The sequence below is a fragment of the Streptomyces sp. NBC_00239 genome, assembly GCF_036194065.1.
GTDB lineage: Bacteria > Actinomycetota > Actinomycetes > Streptomycetales > Streptomycetaceae > Streptomyces.
The window spans coordinates 4,741,008-4,759,045 of record NZ_CP108095.1 but is presented as its reverse complement, the minus strand read 5'-3'; the positions used below and the strand labels follow the sequence as shown (position 1 = coordinate 4,759,045).

13 protein-coding genes are annotated in these 18,038 nt (G+C 74.2%); 6 read left to right on the top strand and 7 right to left on the bottom strand.

Going from position 1 to position 18,038, the window contains the following annotated elements:
* Positions 1-15: 15 nt before the first annotated feature.
* The gene (locus OG764_RS21015) at positions 16-2,610 is read left to right on the top strand and encodes a bifunctional FO biosynthesis protein CofGH (RefSeq protein ID WP_328969961.1); all 2,595 of its coding nucleotides are present in this window, start codon (positions 16-18) and stop codon (positions 2,608-2,610) included.
* Between the two features lie 329 nt (positions 2,611-2,939).
* Here the strand turns inward: OG764_RS21015 and OG764_RS21010 are convergent, their stop codons facing one another.
* Positions 2,940-4,112 carry a tyrosine-protein phosphatase gene (locus OG764_RS21010; protein WP_328969960.1) on the bottom strand — a complete coding sequence of 391 codons (1,173 nt, stop codon included), beginning with the start codon at positions 4,110-4,112 and terminating at the stop codon, positions 2,940-2,942.
* A gap of 292 nt (positions 4,113-4,404) precedes the next feature.
* Here OG764_RS21010 and OG764_RS21005 point away from each other — a divergent pair, with 292 nt between their 5' ends.
* Positions 4,405-5,538 (top strand): ADP-ribosylglycohydrolase family protein, encoded by a 1,134-nt coding sequence (locus tag OG764_RS21005; protein WP_328969959.1) that lies wholly within the window; start codon positions 4,405-4,407, stop codon positions 5,536-5,538.
* A gap of 944 nt (positions 5,539-6,482) precedes the next feature.
* On the top strand, positions 6,483-7,277 hold the full coding sequence (locus OG764_RS21000; protein WP_328969958.1) for an NADase-type glycan-binding domain-containing protein: 795 nt from the start codon (positions 6,483-6,485) through the stop codon (positions 7,275-7,277).
* A 384-nt stretch (positions 7,278-7,661) separates the two neighbouring features.
* Here the strand turns inward: OG764_RS21000 and OG764_RS20995 are convergent, their stop codons facing one another.
* Positions 7,662-9,287, bottom strand: a complete 1,626-nt coding sequence (locus OG764_RS20995) for a BTAD domain-containing putative transcriptional regulator (RefSeq protein ID WP_328969957.1) — start codon at positions 9,285-9,287, stop codon at positions 7,662-7,664.
* A 552-nt stretch (positions 9,288-9,839) separates the two neighbouring features.
* Between OG764_RS20995 and OG764_RS20990 the strand changes: the two genes are divergently transcribed.
* On the top strand, positions 9,840-11,621 hold the full coding sequence (locus tag OG764_RS20990; RefSeq protein ID WP_328969956.1) for an ice-binding family protein: 1,782 nt from the start codon (positions 9,840-9,842) through the stop codon (positions 11,619-11,621).
* A gap of 110 nt (positions 11,622-11,731) precedes the next feature.
* Here the strand turns inward: OG764_RS20990 and OG764_RS20985 are convergent, their stop codons facing one another.
* Complete coding sequence (locus tag OG764_RS20985) at positions 11,732-12,634, bottom strand: helix-turn-helix domain-containing protein (RefSeq protein ID WP_328969955.1); 903 nt, start codon at positions 12,632-12,634, stop codon at positions 11,732-11,734.
* A gap of 325 nt (positions 12,635-12,959) precedes the next feature.
* On the opposite strand from OG764_RS20985, the gene OG764_RS20980 reads away from it, so the two are divergent.
* A complete protein-coding gene (locus OG764_RS20980; RefSeq protein ID WP_328969954.1) occupies positions 12,960-13,820 on the top strand; it encodes a TIGR03619 family F420-dependent LLM class oxidoreductase in 861 nt (286 codons plus the stop codon).
* A 183-nt stretch (positions 13,821-14,003) separates the two neighbouring features.
* The gene (locus OG764_RS20975) at positions 14,004-14,819 is read left to right on the top strand and encodes a S1 family peptidase (RefSeq protein ID WP_328969953.1); all 816 of its coding nucleotides are present in this window, start codon (positions 14,004-14,006) and stop codon (positions 14,817-14,819) included.
* A 14-nt stretch (positions 14,820-14,833) separates the two neighbouring features.
* Here the strand turns inward: OG764_RS20975 and OG764_RS20970 are convergent, their stop codons facing one another.
* Genes OG764_RS20970 through OG764_RS20955 form a run of 4 tightly spaced genes read right to left on the bottom strand, consistent with a single transcriptional unit; the run spans position 14,834 to position 18,031 of the window.
* The gene (locus OG764_RS20970; RefSeq protein WP_328969952.1) at positions 14,834-15,367 is read right to left on the bottom strand and encodes a phage tail protein; all 534 of its coding nucleotides are present in this window, start codon (positions 15,365-15,367) and stop codon (positions 14,834-14,836) included.
* Positions 15,364-17,316: a putative baseplate assembly protein gene (locus OG764_RS20965; protein WP_328969951.1), complete on the bottom strand. Its 1,953-nt coding sequence runs from the start codon at positions 17,314-17,316 to the stop codon at positions 15,364-15,366. Before OG764_RS20965 ends, OG764_RS20970 begins: the two co-directional genes overlap by 4 nt.
* A complete protein-coding gene (locus tag OG764_RS20960) occupies positions 17,316-17,744 on the bottom strand; it encodes a GPW/gp25 family protein (protein ID WP_328969950.1) in 429 nt (142 codons plus the stop codon). Before OG764_RS20960 ends, OG764_RS20965 begins: the two co-directional genes overlap by 1 nt.
* A 5-nt stretch (positions 17,745-17,749) precedes the next feature.
* Complete coding sequence (locus OG764_RS20955) at positions 17,750-18,031, bottom strand: PAAR domain-containing protein (RefSeq protein ID WP_328969949.1); 282 nt, start codon at positions 18,029-18,031, stop codon at positions 17,750-17,752.
* Positions 18,032-18,038: the final 7 nt, after the last annotated feature.

Here is an 18,038-nt window from a genome sequence, read left to right as displayed (position 1 = left end):
TCGTATGCTCCAGAGATGACCACCACCCCTCCGCAGCCGCCCACCGCCAATGCCATGCGGCGAGCGCTGAAAAGGGCCCGCGACGGCGTCGCACTCGACGTGACCGAGGCCGCCGTCCTCCTCCAGGCGCGCGGCGAAGACCTCACCGACCTCGCCGCCTCCGCCGCCCGGATCCGCGACGCGGGCCTGGCGGCAGCGGGCCGCCCGGGCGTCATCACCTACTCCAAGAGCGTCTTCATCCCGCTCACCCGGCTGTGCCGGGACAAGTGCCACTACTGCACCTTCGTCACCGTCCCCGGCAAGCTGCGCCGGGCCGGCCACGGCATGTTCATGTCCCCCGACGAAGTCCTCGACATCGCCCGCCGGGGCGCCGCGCTCGGCTGCAAGGAAGCCCTGATCACCCTCGGGGACAAGCCCGAGGACCGGTGGCCCGAGGCCCGCGAGTGGCTCGACGCGCACGGCTACGACGACACGCTCGCCTATGTCCGCGCCATGTCGATCCGCATCCTGGAGGAGACCGGACTCCTCCCCCACCTCAACCCCGGCGTGATGTCGTGGTCCGACTTCCAGCGCCTCAAGCCCGTCGCGCCCAGCATGGGCATGATGCTGGAGACCACCGCCACCCGCCTGTGGTCCGAGCCCGGCGGCCCGCACCACGGCTCCCCGGACAAGGAACCCGCAGTACGGCTGCGGGTCCTGGAAGACGCGGGACGCTCCTCCGTGCCCTTCACCTCAGGGCTGCTCATCGGCATCGGGGAGACGCACGAGGAGCGCGCGGACGCGCTGTTCGCGCTGCGCCGCGTGGCGCGCTCGTACCACTCCATCCAGGAGCTGATCATCCAGAACTTCCGCGCCAAGCCGGACACGGCGATGCGCGGAATGCCGGACGCGGAGATCGACGACCTGGTCGCGACGGTCGCGGTGGCCCGGCACATCATGGGCCCGTCCGCCTGCCTGCAGGCCCCGCCGAACCTCGTCGACGGCGAGTACGCACGCCTCCTCGGCGCCGGCATCGACGACTGGGGCGGGGTGTCCCCGCTGACCCCCGACCACGTCAACCCCGAGCGCCCCTGGCCCCAGATCGACGTGCTCGCGGAACGGTCCGCCGCGGCCGGCTTCGAGCTGCGCGAGCGGCTGTGCGTGTACCCGGAGTTCGTGCAGCGCGGCGAACCCTGGCTGGACCCCCGGCTGCTGCCGCACGTACGGGCGCTCGCCGACCCGGCCACCGGGCTGGCCCGGCCGGACGCGGTCGTCGAGGGGCACCCGTGGCAGGAGCCCGACGAGGGCTTCGGCGGCTTCGGGGCGCGCGCGGGCGGCCGCACCGACCTGCACCGCACCATCGACACCGAGGGCCGCACCGGCGACCGACGCGAGGACTTCGACCACGTCTACGGGGACTGGGAGGCGCTGCGCGAGGCGGCCGCGCCCGGGATGGTGCCGGAGCGGATCGACACCGACGTACGGGAGGCCCTCGCGCAGGCCGCCGACGACCCGGAGAAGCTGACCGACGGGCAGGCGCTGGCGCTGCTGCACGCGGACGGGCCGGCGCTGGACGCCCTGTGCCGGGTCGCGGACGACCTGCGCAAGTCGGTCGTCGGCGAGGACGTCACGTACATCGTCACGCGGAACATCAACTTCACGAACGTCTGCTACACCGGCTGCCGGTTCTGTGCGTTCGCACAGCGGCGCACGGACGCCGACGCCTACACGCTGTCGATGGAGCAGGTCGCCGACCGGGCCGCGCAGGCGTGGGACGTCGGGGCGGTCGAGGTCTGCATGCAGGGCGGCATCCACCCCGACCTGCCGGGGACGGCGTACTTCGACATCGCGCGGGCGGTGAAGCAGCGGGTGCCCGGCATGCACGTGCACGCCTTCTCCCCGATGGAGGTCGTGAACGGCGCGACCCGTACGGGGATGTCCGTACGGGACTGGCTGACGGCCGCGAAGGAAGCCGGGCTCGACTCGATCCCGGGGACGGCCGCGGAGATCCTCGACGACGAGGTCCGCTGGATCCTCACCAAGGGCAAACTGCCGGCCGCCGACTGGATCGACGTCGTCAGCACCGCGCACGAACTGGGCCTGCGGTCCTCGTCCACGATGATGTACGGGCACGTGGACCAGCCGCGGCACTGGCTCGGGCACTTCCGCACGCTCGTCGACATCCAGAAGCGGACCGGTGGCTTCACGGAGTTCGTGACGCTGCCCTTCATCCACACCAACGCGCCGGTGTACCTGGCGGGGATATCCCGGCCGGGCCCCACGGACCGCGACAACCGCGCGGTCACGGCCATGGCCCGGCTGCTGCTGCACCCGCACATCACCAACATCCAGACCAGCTGGGTGAAGCTGGGCGCGGAGGGCGCGGCCGAGATGCTGCGGTCCGGGGCGAACGACCTGGGCGGCACGCTGATGGAGGAGACGATCTCCCGGATGGCCGGGTCGGGCTACGGCTCGTACAAGGCGGTCAAGGACCTGGTCGCCATCGCGGAGGCGGCGGGGCGGCCGGCGCGGGCGCGGACCACGCTGTACGGGGAGGTTCCGGAAGAACGGATGCGGGTGGCTGCCGCCTCGGACGGGCATCTGCCGGAACTCCTGCCGGTCCTGGACTGAACCGGCGCGGCGGGGGCAGAAGCCATGTGCCCGGCCGGGGGTCAGCCCGGCCGGGCACCTCCGCCCGCACGCGATCCCCTGGCGCCCCGGGGCGCAGCCCCCGCCTCGCCGGTGCCCGAGCGGCAACCCCTGCCTCGCCGATGCCCTGGGGCCCAACCCCCAGCCTTGTCGGCGCTGCGTGCGGCAATTCCAGCCTCGCCGGCGTTTGAGGCGCGGGGTTTGGGGCGGAGCCCCAAGAGCAACCCGGCTCCGCCGGGCACCGGGCTCCGCCCGGACCCGCTCCTCAAACGCCGGAGGGGCTGGATGTCGCCCCTCGGGCAGCCGGCAGGTCAGTCGGTCAGGAGGTTGTGTTTGAGGTGGGTGAGGGCTCGGGGGGTCAGGCCGAGGGCGTCCGCGAGGTAGCGGTCGAAGGACCCGAACTTCGCCCGGACCTCGTCGTAACCGGCGTCGAGGTACTCGGCCCGGACATCGAGCATCGGCTTGTACACGGCGGCCTGCTGCGCCGGCAGATGCCCGAGGATCGCGTCGTTGGCCGCCTTGCGGTAGTCGTTGCTGGCGAGGTAATCGGCCATGACGGTGTCGGCGGGCACGCCGAGGGCCGTCAGCAGGGCCGCGTTCGCCCAGCCCGTGCGGTCCTTCCCGGCCGTGCAGTGGAAGAGGACGGCGCGCGCGTCTTCGTTGCGCACGCCGTCGAAGACCTGCGCGTAGGCCTTCTTGCCGCCGTCCGTGGACACCATCGCCCTCTCGGCGTCGACCATGGCCCTGACCGCCTCTTCGGGGGTGCGCGGCATCGTCTGGAAGGAACCGGACCCCGCGAAGACGTCGGCGACGACGTACGACGCGCCGGCCGGCACCCGGTCGGGCGCCTTGTCCCGCTCGTCCTGCATGCGCAGGTCGTACACGGTCTTGATGCCGAGGCGCTGGAGTTTGGCCTGGTCGTTCGGGGTGAGCTTGTCGAGGGCGTCGGAGCGGTAGACCGCGCCCATCTTGACCCACTGGCCGGTGGTCGTGCGGTAGCCGCCCGCGTCACGGAAGTTGACCGCGCCTTCGAGGCGGATCTGGCGGTCGGCCAGGCGCAGGGTGGCGCCGCGGCCGGCGTCGAAGGTGAACCACTGGCGGTCGGCCGCGGGCAGGCCGGTGACGACGGCCTCGCCGCTCGCGCCGCCGCGGGCGACGACCTTGCCGCCCGTACGGATCTCCACGCGGCGCACGCCGCGCTCGCCACGGGCGTCCCACTTCAGGGTGTAGGAGCCGTCGGCGGCCGCGGTGACGGTGGCCCGGGTGAACGGGACGGCCTGCCGCGAGTGGCCGTGACCGTGTCCGTGCCCGCGCTCGTGTCCGTGTCCGGGGCCCCAGGAGGTGGTGGCGGTCTCCGCGGTGACGTTCGCGGTCGCGGACGGGGCGACCGCGAGGGAGAGGGTGAGGGCGGCGGCGACGGCGGTCGCGGCGAGGAGGGCCTTCTGGGGTGCCCTCTGGGGTGCCTTCTGGGGTGCCTTCTTCATGGCCACGACACTCCGGGCGGCGGGCGAACGGGCGCTGAACGCGGAGTGGCCGAAACCGACCGACCCGAAGACAAGTGGCAAAACGTGCCACCTTTGGAATCCGGCCGTTCTGCGGTGGTTCTTCGCTCACTTGAGGTCCACTTGCCGGACTCCCTCCGGTTTCGGCCGAAGGCGTCCATTACAGTGCTGCGCCAGGGCCAGTTGGGGGGTTCCATTGAGCTCATCGAGTTCAGCCGTTTCCGCGGTTTCGGCCGTTTCCGCGGCTTCTGCCGCCGCTGCGGTTTCGGCGGGCGTGCCCGACCAGAGGTCCGCCGGCGCGGCCGGCATATGGGGCCGGACCGAACAGCAGGACTTCCGCAGCCGGGTCCGCGGGGCGCTGCTGGGCGCCGCCATCGGGGACTCGTTCGGCGCACCCGTGGCCGGGCTCTCCCTCGAAGACATCCGTGACACGCACGGCGTGGAGGGTTTGGCCGAACCGGCACCCGCGTACGGACGCCGCGGCTCGGTGACGGCCTCCACCCAGCTCACCCTGTTCACCGTGGACGGCCTGATACGGGCCCACGTACGCAGGGACACCGGCGCCTGGCACCCGCCGACCGACGTCCACCGCGCGTACCTGCGCTGGATGGCGACCCAGCACGACTGGGGGCCGGACGAGCGGCGCACGGACAACGGCTGGCTGGCGCAGGAGGAGTGGCTGTACGCGCGACGCGGGCCGGACCGGGCCGCCATGACCGGGTTCGGGGACGAGATCCTCGGCACCCTCGCCAGGCCGAAGAACCCGACCGCGCGGGACGCGGGCGCCGCCGTCCGCTCGGCGCCGTTCGGGCTGCTCGTCGGCTGGGAGCCGTCGCTGGTGCTCCAACTGGCGGTGGAGTGCGCGGCGCAGAGCCACGGCCACCCGGCGGCCTACCTGTCGGCCGGCGCGTTCGCGGTGATCGTGCACGGGCTGACCCGCGGCGACTCCCTCGACTCGTCGGTGCAGCGGGCCCTGGGCCTGCTCGGCTCCAGACCGGGCCAGCAGCCGGTCACCGACGCGCTGCAACGGGCGCTGGGCGCGGTCCGCCAGGGCATGCCGTCCCCCAAGCTCGTCGAATCCCTCTCCCCGGGCGACGGCGGCCACGCCGAGGACGCGCTCGCCGTCGCCGTGTACTGCGCGCTGGTGGCGGAAGACCTCCGGCACGGGCTGCGGCTCGCGGTCAACCACGGCGGCGACTCCACCGCGACCGGCGCCCTGTGCGGCGCCCTGCTGGGCGCCCTGCACGGCGAGACCGCGCTGCCGGCGGCCTGGCTGGCCGGGCTGGAGGGCCGCGCCACGATCCTCGAACTCGCCGATGACTTCGCCATGGAGATGACCCAGGGCCCCTCCCTCCACGGCCCCACCGCCCCCTCCCCCACCTGGCTCACCCGCTACCCCCGCCCCTGACCCTGACCCCGGCCCTGACCCTGACCCCGGCCCTGGCCCTGGCCCCGCCCCCGGGCCTGACCCTGGCCCTGACCCGGGCCTGGCCCTGACCCTGGCCCCGACCCGGGCCTGGCCCCGGGCCTGACCCTGACCCCGGTCCTGACCCCGGGCCTGCCCCTGACCCTGACCCCGGGCCTGGCCCCAGGCCTGCCCTCCAGGCCCGACCCCGGGGCGGCGGCCTCCGGGGACGGGCTGGCGGGGAGGCCTGGCGGGCGGGTTGCCCTTAAGGGCAGGCGGGGGTCGGGTGGGTGCCCTGGGGGGCATGGCCCGGCCCGGTGGGGGACCGGAGCATGGGGAGCATGGTCGACTGCGCCGTGTGCGGGAACCGGTGTGATCCAGGGGAGCAGTTCTGCGGGTCCTGCGGAGCGTTCCTGTCGGACGACACCCCAACCGCCCGCCCGGGCCCGAACGCCGGGGCCGCCGGGACGGGCGGCCCGGGGGCGGGCCCGCCCCAGGGTCCGGCCGCGGGTCAGGGGGCGGGCCCGACCCAAGGTCCGGCTGCCGGTCAGGGGGCGGGCCCGAGCCAGGGTCCGGCTGCGGGTCAGGCCCCGGCTTCCGGTCAGGGGCATGGGCCGGCCTCCAGGCCGGGGCACGGGCCGGGGCAGCGCCCGGGGCCTGCTTCAGGCGCGGGTTCTGCCGGGGGTGCGGGGGCGGGTGATGCGTCGCGCCCGGGGGCGGGAGCCGCTCCGGTGGAGGCGGCCGCGCCGAGTACCGTGCCGCGGCCCGCGTACCCGCCCGCACCCACAGGCGTACCCGCACCCACGGGCGTACCCGCGCCGCCGGTCGGCGGCGGGCCCGGATCCGGGGCCGGGGCCGGGCATCGCCGGGCCGTCGTGCCGCCGCCGCGACCGGCCGGGGCGCCGGCCGAGGTCGTACAGCCTCGGGTGGGGGTGGAGCGGCCCCGGATGCAGCCGCCCCGACCGGTGCGGGAGCCGCAGCACGAGCCGCCGCGACCCGGGGAGTTGATCTGCGGGCAGTGCGGCACCGGGAACGCGCCCGACCGGCGGTTCTGCCGGCGCTGCGGATCCTCCCTCGCGGAGTCGCCCATCGCGCCCCGACCTCCCTGGTGGCGAAGGCTGTTCGGGCGGGGGCGTACGCCCAAGCCGCAGCCGGTCGCCGGGGAACGGCCCACGCGCAGGCAGTGGCGGCGGCCGCGGTTCGTGCTGCCGCTGCTCCTGCTGCTCGTGCTCGCCGCCGCCGGCTACGCGCTGCGCGGGCAGGTGGGGCGGGCCGTGGAGTCCGTACGCGACCGGACCGGCAAGACCGAGCAGGTGCACGCCGTGCGGGTGACCGCCTCCGGGGCGCGGGCGGGGCATCCTGCCGCGCTCGCGGTCGACGGCACCACCGATCGGTACTGGTCGCCGCCCGGCGCGGCCGGTTCCGGTGAGGGGGAGTTCCTGGAGGCCGTGCTCGCCGGGCCGGTCCGGCTCCTCGACATCGTCGTGCATCCGGGGAGTTCGCCGGTGGCCGAGAAGTTCCTCACCCAGGCGCGGCCTGCGGTACTGCGGGTGACGGTCACCGCCGTCGACGGTCGGGAGACCGTCGAGGACGTGCGGCTTGCGGATGCTCCCGGGAAGCAGACGTTTCACGTGGCCGTGAGTGACGCGGTGCGGATCCGGCTCACGGTGCGGGCCGTCTACGGTGCCGGGGGCGGTCGCCATCTCGCCCTCGCGGAGGTCGAGTTCTTCAAACGCCGCTGACCCTGCGGGGCCTGCCCCACCTCACCGGCTGCCCGAGGGGCAACAACCAGCCTCACCGGCTGCCCGAGGGGCAACGCCCAGCCCTCGCCGGCTGCCCGAGGGGCACTACCAGCCTCGCCGGCGTTTGAGGCGCGGGTCCGGGCGGAGCCCGGTGCCCGGCGGAGCCGGGTTGCAGTCTTGGGGCTCCGCCCCAAACCCCGCGCCTCAAACGCCGGCAAGGCTGGATTGGGCGCTGCTCAAAGCCCGCGCCTCAAACGCCGGCGAGGCTGGAAGTTGCACCCCGGGGCGCTGGAGAGGCTGGGGGGTTGCGCCGCAGGGCACGGGCGGGGGTGGGGATCGGCGCGCGGAGCGTCGGCGAGGCTGGGGGTGCCGACCGGGCGGCGGCTATGGGGTGGTGGGGGTGCCGGGGTGGAGGTCCAGGGAGTCGAGCATGCGGGCGTGGCGGCGTTCCGCCTGGCGGGCCGCGACGGGATCGCCGGCCCGCCGGTGGGCGGCGATCAGGAGCCGCCAGACCGCGTCCTGGAAGGGGTCCACGGACAGCGCGTGGGTGGCGGCGGTCACCGCCGCCTCCGTGTGGCCGCGCCCGAGTTCGACCGCGGCCAGCGTGTGCGCCGCCTGCACCGCCTGGTTCCGGTACCGCTCACGGATCGGCACCACCCACTCCGCCGGCCCGTCCTCCGGCAGCAGCTCGCCCGTGTACAGCCGCAGCGCCCGTTCCAGCGCGGCGACCGCCCGCACCGGGTCCCGCCGGCCGGCCGCCCGCAGGCCCTCCTCGACGGCCGCCTCGAAACGCTGTACGTCGCAGCTCCCGCCGGGCTCCAGCACCAGCATGTACGCCTCGCCGGAGCGGACCAGCACCTGCGCCCGCCCCCGGTCCAGGCCGGGTTCGAGGAAGGTCCGCAGCGCGGACACCGCCACCTGGAGCCCGCGGCCCGCCGAGTGCGCCGGGCTTTCCGGCCACAGCGCGGCCATCAGCTCCTCCCGGTGCACGGGCCGCCCCGCGTGTACGGACAGCAGCCGGGCCAGCGCCCGCACCCGCGGCCGGGTCCGGCCCCAGTCCAGCGGCTCGCCCGCCAGGGTGGCCTCGTACCGGCGGAAGCAGCGCAGGGTCAGCGGGGCCGCGGGGGCGGGCCGGGCCGTGGGGAGCGCCGTCGGCGGTACGGCCGGGCGCGGGGCGGGTGGTCGGCCGCGGCGGGCGAGGTACGAGCGCAGCAGCGGAACCTCCGCGGCCAGCCCGTACTCCGCTGCCTCCTCGGCGAGTTCGGCAGGCGGGACGGGGCGTTCCAGCAGGCGCACGAGGCGGGGCGGCAGGGCGCCCAGCACCTCCCGTTCCAGGTAGGTGCGCAGGGCGGCCGCGTCCAGCGGGTCCCGGCCGGCCAGTATCGCGGGTCCGGCGAGCCTCAGGACCCCCGGCCAGCCGCCGGTCAACTCGGCCAGTTCGCCGGGGGCGTCGGGGAACACGGCGGTGATCTCGGCCCCGCTCAGGCGGAGTTCGCGGGCGGTGAGCACGGCGGTCTGGGACAGTTCGGCCCGGTTGAGGTTCAGCGCGGGCATCCGGCGGCCCGCGAGAACCAGCCGTAACTGTGGCGGGGCCAGCAGGGCCAGCTCCTCCAGGACCGCCTCGGCGGGACTGCCGTGCACGAGGTGGACGTCGTCGACGAGCAGCAGCACGCGCTGGGGGCTCCGTTCGACGGCCAGCAACAGGGCTTCCACGGTGGCCGGTTCGGGCAGTCCGAGGCGGCGGGCCAGCAGGCCGAGGAGGGCGGGGGCGCCGCGGGTGTCCCGGCAGGGGTGCCAGTGCAGCACGAGCCGGGGCTCCTTGCCGTTCGGCGCGCCGAAGGCGGCCGCGGTCTGGGTGAGCAGGGTCGTCTTGCCGTAGCCGGCGGGCGCGACGAGCACGGTCAGGGGGGCCGTGCCCTTGGCCAGTGCCGGCACCAGGCGGTCGCGGACCGTTGGCGGGCGCGTCTCCCCTGCCGGGGGGCAGGTGGAGGACCGGTGCTCACTCTCCATCCGGACACAGACGGTAGTCGTAGCGGAGCTGCACGCGCATGACCGTACTAGGGCTACTCGGCCAATGCCAGAGCAGGAACACGGACGTGGCAGCGCACCGGTACCGGCGCGCGCCCCCACCACTCGTCGGCCCCGGCCGGACCTCGGCCACGACGCCCCGGCCCCGCCGTGCGCCTGGCGACAACTCCCTGTCCGGGCGGCAGCGTCCGACCTCGCCGACGCCCCTGGGCAACCGTGCGGACCCGCCGGTCCTCCTCCCCTCGTTGGCGCTGCGGCGGGCGCACGAGGTGGCCATTTGTGGTGATTACTGACGTTATGTCACTCATTCAGACTCTTTTGCCCGTTTGCGGCCTATTGCTGTGCAATATGCGGGAAGAGTGCTGCGTGACGACGCATCACCACCTCTGGCAGGGCCCTGCACGGATCGCGGCGCGGGGTGCACCTGTACGGGGGCGCAGGCGGGGCTCGTGGCCCTGGCCCGTCATCGTCGTGGGCGCTCGGAAGCCTCCTCCGGGGAGGGGCCGGGCTCGAAGTACCAAGAAAGGTCCTGCTATGGCATCGCATGTCATCCCGTCGGCTCCACCCGACAGAAGGCCTCAGCGCAACCTGCTCAAACAGGGGGCCCTCGTCCTGTTCCCCTCGGCCCTCCTGGCCGCGGCCACCCTGATCCCTGGCCTCGCTCACGCCGCCGAAGCGCCCGTGGGCCTGGGGACCGCCACCAACTACGCGGTCCTGGCCGGTTCGACCATCACCAATACGAACGACACGATCATCAATGGAGACCTGGGACTCCACCCGGGCACATCGGTGACCGGCTTTCCGCCCGGCGTGGTCAACGGCACCCAGCACGTGACCGACGCCGCCGCCGCTCAGGCGAAGTCCGACCTGGTCATCGCCTACAACGACGCGGCGAGCCGGGGGCCCGGCGCGTCCACGTCGGCCGACATCGGCGGACAGACGCTGGCACCGGGCGTCTACACGGCCTCGTCTTCACTGGCCATCACCGGAACGGTCACTCTCGACGGTGAGAACAACCCCGACGCCGTCTTCATCTTCCGGATCCCCTCGACCCTGATCACGGCTCCTGCGGGCACCGTGGCGCTCATTCGCGGTGCAAATGCCTGCAACGTGTTCTGGCAGGTGGGCAGTTCCGCCACCCTCGACACGACCACCCAGTTCAAGGGCAACATCCTCGCGCTGGAGTCCATCACGCTGAACAACAGCGCGGTGCTCGAAGGCCGGGCCCTGGCGCGCAACGGCGCGGTCACCCTGGACAACAACACGATCACGAGGGCGGCTTGCGCCGTCGGCCCGCCCGGACCTCCGGGACCGACGGGCTCTCCCGGCCCCACCGGGCCTGCCGGACCGTCGGGCTCTCCCGGCCCTGCCGGCCCCTCGGGGCCTGCCGGGCCTGCCGGACCGTCGGGTTCGCCCGGCGCTCCCGGCGTTCCCGGCCCTGCCGGCCCCTCGGGTTCCCCCGGCGCACCCGGTGCCCCCGGCCCTGCCGGCCCCTCGGGTTCCCCCGGCGCACCCGGTGCCCCCGGCCCTGCCGGCCCCTCGGGTTCCCCCGGCGCACCCGGTGCCCCCGGCGCACCCGGCCCTGCCGGCCCCTCGGGTTCCCCCGGCGCACCCGGTGCCCCCGGCGCACCCGGCCCTGCCGGCCCCTCGGGGCCTGCCGGGCCTGCCGGACCGTCGGGTTCGCCCGGCGCTCCCGGCGTTCCCGGCCCTGCCGGGCCTTCGGGTCCTGCCGGGCCTGCCGGACCCGTCGGACCTGCCGGACCCGCCGGACCTGCGGGTCCTGCCGGACCCGCCGGACCTGCCGGACCTCAGGGACCTCGCGGCGAGAAGGGCGAGAAGGGAGACAAGGGAGACAAGGGCAAGCACGGTCACGACGGCCACGGCAACGGGGAACCGGGCCACGGCCGCGACGACCACGACAAGCCCGACCACCACGAGCACGGCAAGGGCGAGCACGGGCACGACGACCACGGCAAGCCCGGAGACGACGAGGAGCACGACGAGGGCGAGCCCGGTCACGACGGGGGCGAGCCCGGTCACGACGAGGGCAAGCCGCCGTGGGCCGACTTCCTTCCCGGCAGCCGCAGCCTGGGAGATGAAGGTGCGGGCCCTACCGCGAAGAGCGTCAACTTCGCCCATGTGAGCGCCGCGTCCGATCAGCAGGCGGAGCAGGGGTCGACCGACCTCGCCACGGACGGCGCAGGCAGCGAGACCGGTGTCATGGTCGCGTTTGCCGCCGCGTTGGCATTCATCGGAGGCTCGGCCCTCTTCGCCATGAAGAGGACCCGTCGGGGTACGACGACCCGACAGGACTAGCCCCACCGCGACAGCAGGGCCGGTCCGCCGGTCGCCAGCCGAGCCCCTGGACACCTCGCCCGGGGGCTCGGTGGCACGCGCGGGTGATCGGCCCGGAGATCTCGCTGCCCTCACGCGTCCGGAAGGGGCGACGGGCCCGCCTCCGGCCGGAATTCCGTGTCGTAGCCCTTGACGACGTCGGTGAGGAGATGCCCGGTGCCGTCCGGGCTCAGCGCCTGGGCCTGCAAGTGCGCATACATATCGCTGTACAGCCGCACGTCGGATCGTTTCTCCAGATAGACGTCACTGGTGAACCGCTCCAGGTACACCACGCTCACATCGGTGGAGTCGGCGAACTCGAGCAGCGAGAACTGTCCCGAGACACCCGGGTGCGCGCCGGCGTCGTGCGGCAGGACCTGCACGGTGATGTGCGGCTGGGTGGCACCGACGTGAATCAGGTGCTCCAGCTGCTCGCGCATGACCTCTCGGCTGCCCACGACCCGCCGCAGTACCGATTCGTCCAGTACGGCCCATAAGCGCAGCGGATTGACCGGCGCGTTGAGCCTGTCCTGGCGCCGCAGCCGCACCCGAAGACGACTGGCGGCCTGTTCGGCAGTGGCGTGAGGGATCGTTCCGGCAATGACCTCGCGGGCGTAGGCAGGGGTCTGTAAGAGGCCGGGGATCACCAGGGGCTCATAGGAGCGAACCGCGGCGGCTGCGGCCTCCAGCCCGATGTAGGGGCCGTAGGGGACGTCGCCGTAGGCGTTCCACCAGCCCTGCCGGCCGGATTCCCGGGCCATCTGCATCAGCTGGTCGACGAGCAGTCGGTCCGTGACTCCGTACAGCCCGCAGAGGTCACGCACGTCGCGCGGCTTGATGACTCGGCGGCCGTTCTCCAGGAGACTGATCTTGGGCTGGGAGATCAGCAGGCGCGCAGCCACCTGTTGCGTTGTCATACCGCCGGCCTCCCGGAGCCGACGAAGCTCCGCCCCCAGCCGGCGCCTGGTGACCGTGGGATTGACATGGGCACCCACCGGGCGCTTCCCTCCACTCCAAAAAATCTTGTAATGGCGAGCAGATTGACATGATTCAGGGCCAAATGGCCCCTTAATGGCGTCGTGTCGCGCAGCCGAACACGCCTTCGCTCCGTACGCCCCCCTGACATGTCCGGGATGAAGTTGCACAGGGTTGCCGGGCTCCGCCCCGGACCCCGAGCGCCGGCGAGGCCGAGACCACCCACCCGTGCTCGGATCGCCACTCACCGCCAGTGCGGTCGAGGGCCTCAACGGACCGTGCGCACTCAACATTTGGGCGCGCAGCTCGTAGGTTGGGGCCCCCACGTGACGGAGGTGTCAGTACATGCGGATCGCCACCACCATCTTCCTGACGGACCTGACCATCACTCCCGTCCGGCTCGCCCGCGAGCTGGAGGAACGCGGTTTCCACGGGGTCTACCTCCCCGAGCACACGCACATCCCGGTCAGCCGGGACTCGGCCGCGCCGATGGGCGGCGAGCTGCCCGAGCAGTACGGCCGCACCCTCGACCCGTTCGTGGCGCTCGGCCAGATCGCCGCCGTCACCCAACGCCTCGCGCTCGGCACCGGCATCACCCTGGTCGGCCAGCACGACGCGATCGCCCTCGCCAAGCAGATCGCCACCCTCGACCACCTCAGCGGCGGCCGGTTCACCCTCGGCCTGGGCTACGGCTGGAACGTCGAGGAAGCCGCCGACCACGGCGTGGAGTGGCGCACCCGACGCGACCTCGTCGAGGACCGCACGGCCCTGATGCGTGCCCTGTGGGCGCCGGAACCCACCGCGTACGACGGCGAGTTCGGCTCGGTTCGGGCGAGCGCGGCCCACCCGAAGCCGGTGCAGCCGCCCCGCACCCTCGGCGGCGGCGCCCCGCTGTACGGCCCGCGGACCCTGCTGGGCGGCGCCGCCGGTCCCAAGCTGTTCGGGCAGATCGCGCGGTACACGGACGGCTGGATGCCGATCGGCGGCCGCGGCCTGAGCGAGTCGCTGCCGGTGCTGCGCACCGCCTGGGAGGAGGCAGGCCGCGACCCGAAGGACCTCCAGGTGGTCCCGTACGCGGTGCACCCGACCGCGGGGAAGCTCGCGCACTACGCGGAGCTGGGCGTCGAGGAGACCGTCGTCCAGCTGCCCTCGGCACCGGAACGGGAAGTCCTGCGCGCCCTGGACGCCTTCGCCGAGTTCCTCTAGCCGCGCGTAACGGCCCCCGTCCCGGCGCCAGGAGCCGAGGGCCACGGACGACGGGATGCGGGCCACAGGATGCGACGGGGGCTACCCCCACCCCGCCTGGGCCCGCTGCCCGGATGGTCCGATGGATCTCGAACGCGGAGGCTGAACACGTCCGTCCGCTTTTTCGAGGAAAGAGAACCCCCTGTGTTCAGCCTGAAGCCGGTGCGCCGCCGCGCGGCACGCACCACTGCCGTCGCCGCTCTCGCCGCCGCGGTGTGCGCCACCCTGATGACCGGCAGCGCCGGAGCGATCGTCAACGGGAACGACGCCACCGAGCGGTATCCCTTCATGGCGACGATCCCGGAGTCGGCCCCGGACGCGGGCCTGTACGACGGCACCTGCGGGGCGTCGCTGATCGATCCCCAGTGGGTGCTCACGGCCGCCCACTGCGTGCGCGGCGAGGGCCTCGAACTGGACGGGACGGTCCGGATCGGCAGCGCGCACCGGAAGTCCGGGGGCACCGTACGGGCCATCGAGCGGATCGTCGTCCACCCCGGTTTCGTGAGCGGCGACGGGAAGGCGGCCAACACGCACGACATCGCGCTGGTCCGCCTCGACCGCCCGGTCGCCGAGAAGCCCGTCCGCATCGCGGAGCGGGCCGGGCGGCCGGGCACCCCGACCCGGATCCTGGGGTTCGGCACCACCGTCGACACCGAGCTGAAGTTCGCGGAGCGCCTGCAGGAGCTCGACACGCGCCGGGGCGCCCGCGCCGAGTGCGCCCCCGGCTACGCGGACCGGAACCGGCTGTGCACGATCAGCCGTACGCCCAAGGCCATGGCGTGCTTCGGGGACTCCGGCGGACCGCAGCTCCAGAAGGGGCGCCACGGCCGGTGGGAACTGATCGGCGCCACCTCGGGTCCCGGCGCGCCGGGGGTCGCGTGCTCGGACGGTCCGGGCCTGTACGTCAACGTGCCGGCCTACGCGCACTGGATCCGGGACAGCATGAAGCGCAACGGCTGATCCGAACGAAACGCCTAGGGCGGATCCCCGAGAGCGGGGGCCTGTACGACCGTGAACGGGAGGTGGGCCGGGCGGTTGCGGGCGACGAAGGCCTCGACGGCCGGGAGGTCCACGGCCGTCGGGTCGGCAGTTCGCAGCCGGACGGTCAGCAGGGGTTCGGGCGAGCCGGGGAGCGGCGTGCCGGGCGTGGTGGACCACACGGTGGCGCCGCTCTCCTCGACCTCCGCGGCCACCCCGAACGCCTGCCGCACGGCGTCCGCGAGGCCGGCCGCGGTGCCGCGCGCCGCGTACCCGCGTACCGCGCCCGGCACGGCGGCCGGCCCGTCCGCGCCCACCCAGGCGGCGAGGAGCTCCCCGAAGTCCTCGGGGGCCAGCCTCGGGTCGAAGTAGGCGGGCAGGCTGTCGAGGACCGCGAGGACGGGGGCGAGGACCTCGTCGAGGGCCTCGGTGATCCGCTGCGCGGTGTCGTCCTCGGCGTAGACGGCGGGCAGCTGCGGGCCCAGCGGGTGCGGGGTGGGCAACCCGGGGACCAGCCGGCGCCGGGTCATGCCCCCGCCCCCGGAAAGCGGATCTGGTGGTCGTACGAGAACGCCAGGGAGCCCGCGCCGAGGGTGATGCGTTCGGTGAGTTCGCCGCGGCGTCCCGTCTCCGGGTTGGCGGGGAAGAGGCGGACGTGCCGGACCGCCTCGACCCCCGGCACCCGCTGGAGCAGCGCGAACACCTCCCCGCTGTGCACGGCCCGCCCGAAGGGCCAGCCGTCGCCCCCGGGGCCGCCGCGCAGCGGGTTCAGGTACCCGTACAGGGCGGCCAGCGCGGCACGTTCCACCCGCGCCCGGGCGATCCCGGGCTCCGCCTGGAGGTCGGCCACCACCGTCACTCCCTGGTAGTACGGGGGCTCCACGACCAGCCGGGCGCCCAGCACGCGGCGGGCGTCGAGGTGCTCGGCGACCCCCTCCAGGAGGGCGGGCGGGCAGGCCAGCCGGCCGAATTCCAGGCGGCCCTCGCCGTCGTCCTCGGCGGCCGGCACCAGGAGGACCCGTACCCCTCCGGCCCCGGCGTCCACGCACCGCACCCGCGCCACTTCGGGGGCCGCCTGCCGGGTCAGGTACTCGTAGTCCTCGGCGGTCACCGCGCGTTCCCGGGTGCGCAGGGCGAGGGCTCCGCGCAGGCGGGCGTTGGCCACGTCCTCGCCGTCGACGCCGCCGCCCGCCGCGCGCCGGTTCTCGACCCGCGCGATGTACGGGATCGAGCTGCGGAGCACGGCCAGGGACCTGCGGGCGACGTTGCCCCGCCGGCCGCCGCCCGCGAGGTAGGTGCGCACCCGGACCGGGACGCCCTTGGCGGGCACCGCCCCGTACTGGCGCAGGGTGCCGTCGGATTCCCGTACGGCGGGCCCGAAGGCGACCTCGCCGGTGCTGCGGTCGAGCCGTACGTGCCGGTCCAGCGGTCCCGATTCGGCGAAGTGTCCGACCTCCGTCCACGGCAGCCACGCGCCGTCCGGGGCGGCGGTCTCGACGGTGAAGGGCCGGCTGTCGGCGACGACGGGCGTCCGGTCCAGCCGGAAGGTCTGGGCGGGCACGCCCTCGGACACGCCGAGGAGTTCGCCGCCGGCCCGTTCGGCGTGCACGGCCGGGGCGGTGCCGCCGATGGTGAACGCCTCGGCGGCGAGCAGTTCGGGGGTCGCAGAATAGGGCCGCTGCCCCCGGTACGGCTCGGTGACCACGCAGCGCAGCCAGCCCGCGCGCTGCCGGGCCTCGACGGACGCCAGGTGTCCGGCGGGCAGTTGGACGAGGACGTCGCCGGGCCGGTTGAAGCCGCCGGTGCCGTCGCGGTCCACCTCGCAAGGCGTCCAGCCCTCGGCGGTCCATGCCTCCCAGGCCAGCGGCGGCTGCGCCGGGTCGATGCCGTGACCGGCGACGGGGAAGTCCAGGCGCAGCGCGACCACGCAGCGCGGCGCGGCCTGCGACAGCCCGAAGAGCAGGGCGTCACCGGGCCTCGGCACGGGCGAGAAGCAGGGCACCGGGCGGCCGTCGGCCAGCTCGGGCCGCCGGTCGGCGGCGACCGCGCCCGGCTCGGCGCCCTGCACGGCGAGCGCAGTCAACTCGACGGGTACGAGGGTGAGTTCGCCGAGCGTGGAGAAGACGACGGCCTCTTCGGTCTCGGTGCGGTGGGTGGCGATCTCGGTGCCCTCGCGGACCTGCACGGCCTGCGCCTGCGGCGCGGACAGCCAGAAGGTGACGTCGGTGCGGGCGGCGGTGGGCGGGTTGAGCCGCATCCCGATCAGGTCGAGGAAGGCGACGTGGTTCTTCTCGGGCACCCGGTTGAGCCGGTAGATCAGCTGGTCCGTCATGTGCGCGAACGCCTCGATGAGGGTGACCCCGGGGTCGGAGACGTTGTGGTCGCTCCATTCGGGGCAGCGCTGCTGGACCATCCGCTTGGCCTCGTCGACGAGGTCCTGGAAGCGGCGGTCGTCCAGGTGCGGTTCGGGCAGTGCCACTACTCCCCCGCCCCCGTCCCGCCGCCGGCGCCCTCGTGGGCGGGGATCACGTAGAACGGGAAGACCAGGTTGCGCGGGTCGTTGGTGCCGCGCAGCGCGTACCGGATGTCGATGTAGAGGGTGCCCTCGTCGCGGGCGTCGAAGCTGACGACGACGTCGGCGAGTTCGATGCGCGGCTCCCACCGCTCCAGCGACCAGCGCACCTCGTAGGCGAGTTGCGCGGCGGTCGCCGCGTCCGCGGGCGCGAAGACGTGGTCGTGGATGGCGCATCCGAACTGGGGGCGCATGGGCCGCTCGCCGGGCGCGGTGCCCAGGATCAGCCGCATGCTCTCCTCGATCTCCCGTTCGCCGCCGACCAGCGCCATCCCGCCGGTGGCGTCCGTACGGACGGGGAACGCCCAGCCCGACCCGATGAACTGCTCGGCCACCGCGCTCACCCGCCGATCAGGACGGTGGGCGCCCCCATGACGATCGGCGCGCCGCAGGCCGCCATGTCGCCCATCCGGGCCGCGGGCATGCCGCCGATGAGGACGGTGGGGCAGCCGGGCGGGGCGATCACCGACGGCGGGTGGACGGCCGGCGGGGGGAACGAGCAGAGGTGCGGGGTGGACACCACGGCCGCGGGCAGGCCCGCGATGAGCACGGTGGGCACTCCGGGCGGGCCGATCACCCCCGGGTGCCCGGTGGGGTCCCCGACGCGTGCGGCAGGCGGCATGTGTCTA

Coding starts and splice junctions, on each gene's coding strand:
- OG764_RS21015 (WP_328969961.1), top strand. CDS start 16: ATGACCACCACCCCTCCGCAGCCGCCCACCGCCAATGCCATGCGGCGA.
- OG764_RS21010 (WP_328969960.1), bottom strand. CDS start 4,112: ATGAAGAAGGCACCCCAGAAGGCACCCCAGAGGGCACCCCAGAAGGCC.
- OG764_RS21000 (WP_328969958.1), top strand. CDS start 6,483: ATGCAGCCGCCCCGACCGGTGCGGGAGCCGCAGCACGAGCCGCCGCGA.
- OG764_RS20995 (WP_328969957.1), bottom strand. CDS start 9,287: ATGGAGAGTGAGCACCGGTCCTCCACCTGCCCCCCGGCAGGGGAGACG.
- OG764_RS20990 (WP_328969956.1), top strand. CDS start 9,840: ATGGCATCGCATGTCATCCCGTCGGCTCCACCCGACAGAAGGCCTCAG.
- OG764_RS20980 (WP_328969954.1), top strand. CDS start 12,960: ATGCGGATCGCCACCACCATCTTCCTGACGGACCTGACCATCACTCCC.
- OG764_RS20970 (WP_328969952.1), bottom strand. CDS start 15,367: ATGACCCGGCGCCGGCTGGTCCCCGGGTTGCCCACCCCGCACCCGCTG.
- OG764_RS20955 (WP_328969949.1), bottom strand. CDS start 18,031: ATGCCGCCTGCCGCACGCGTCGGGGACCCCACCGGGCACCCGGGGGTG.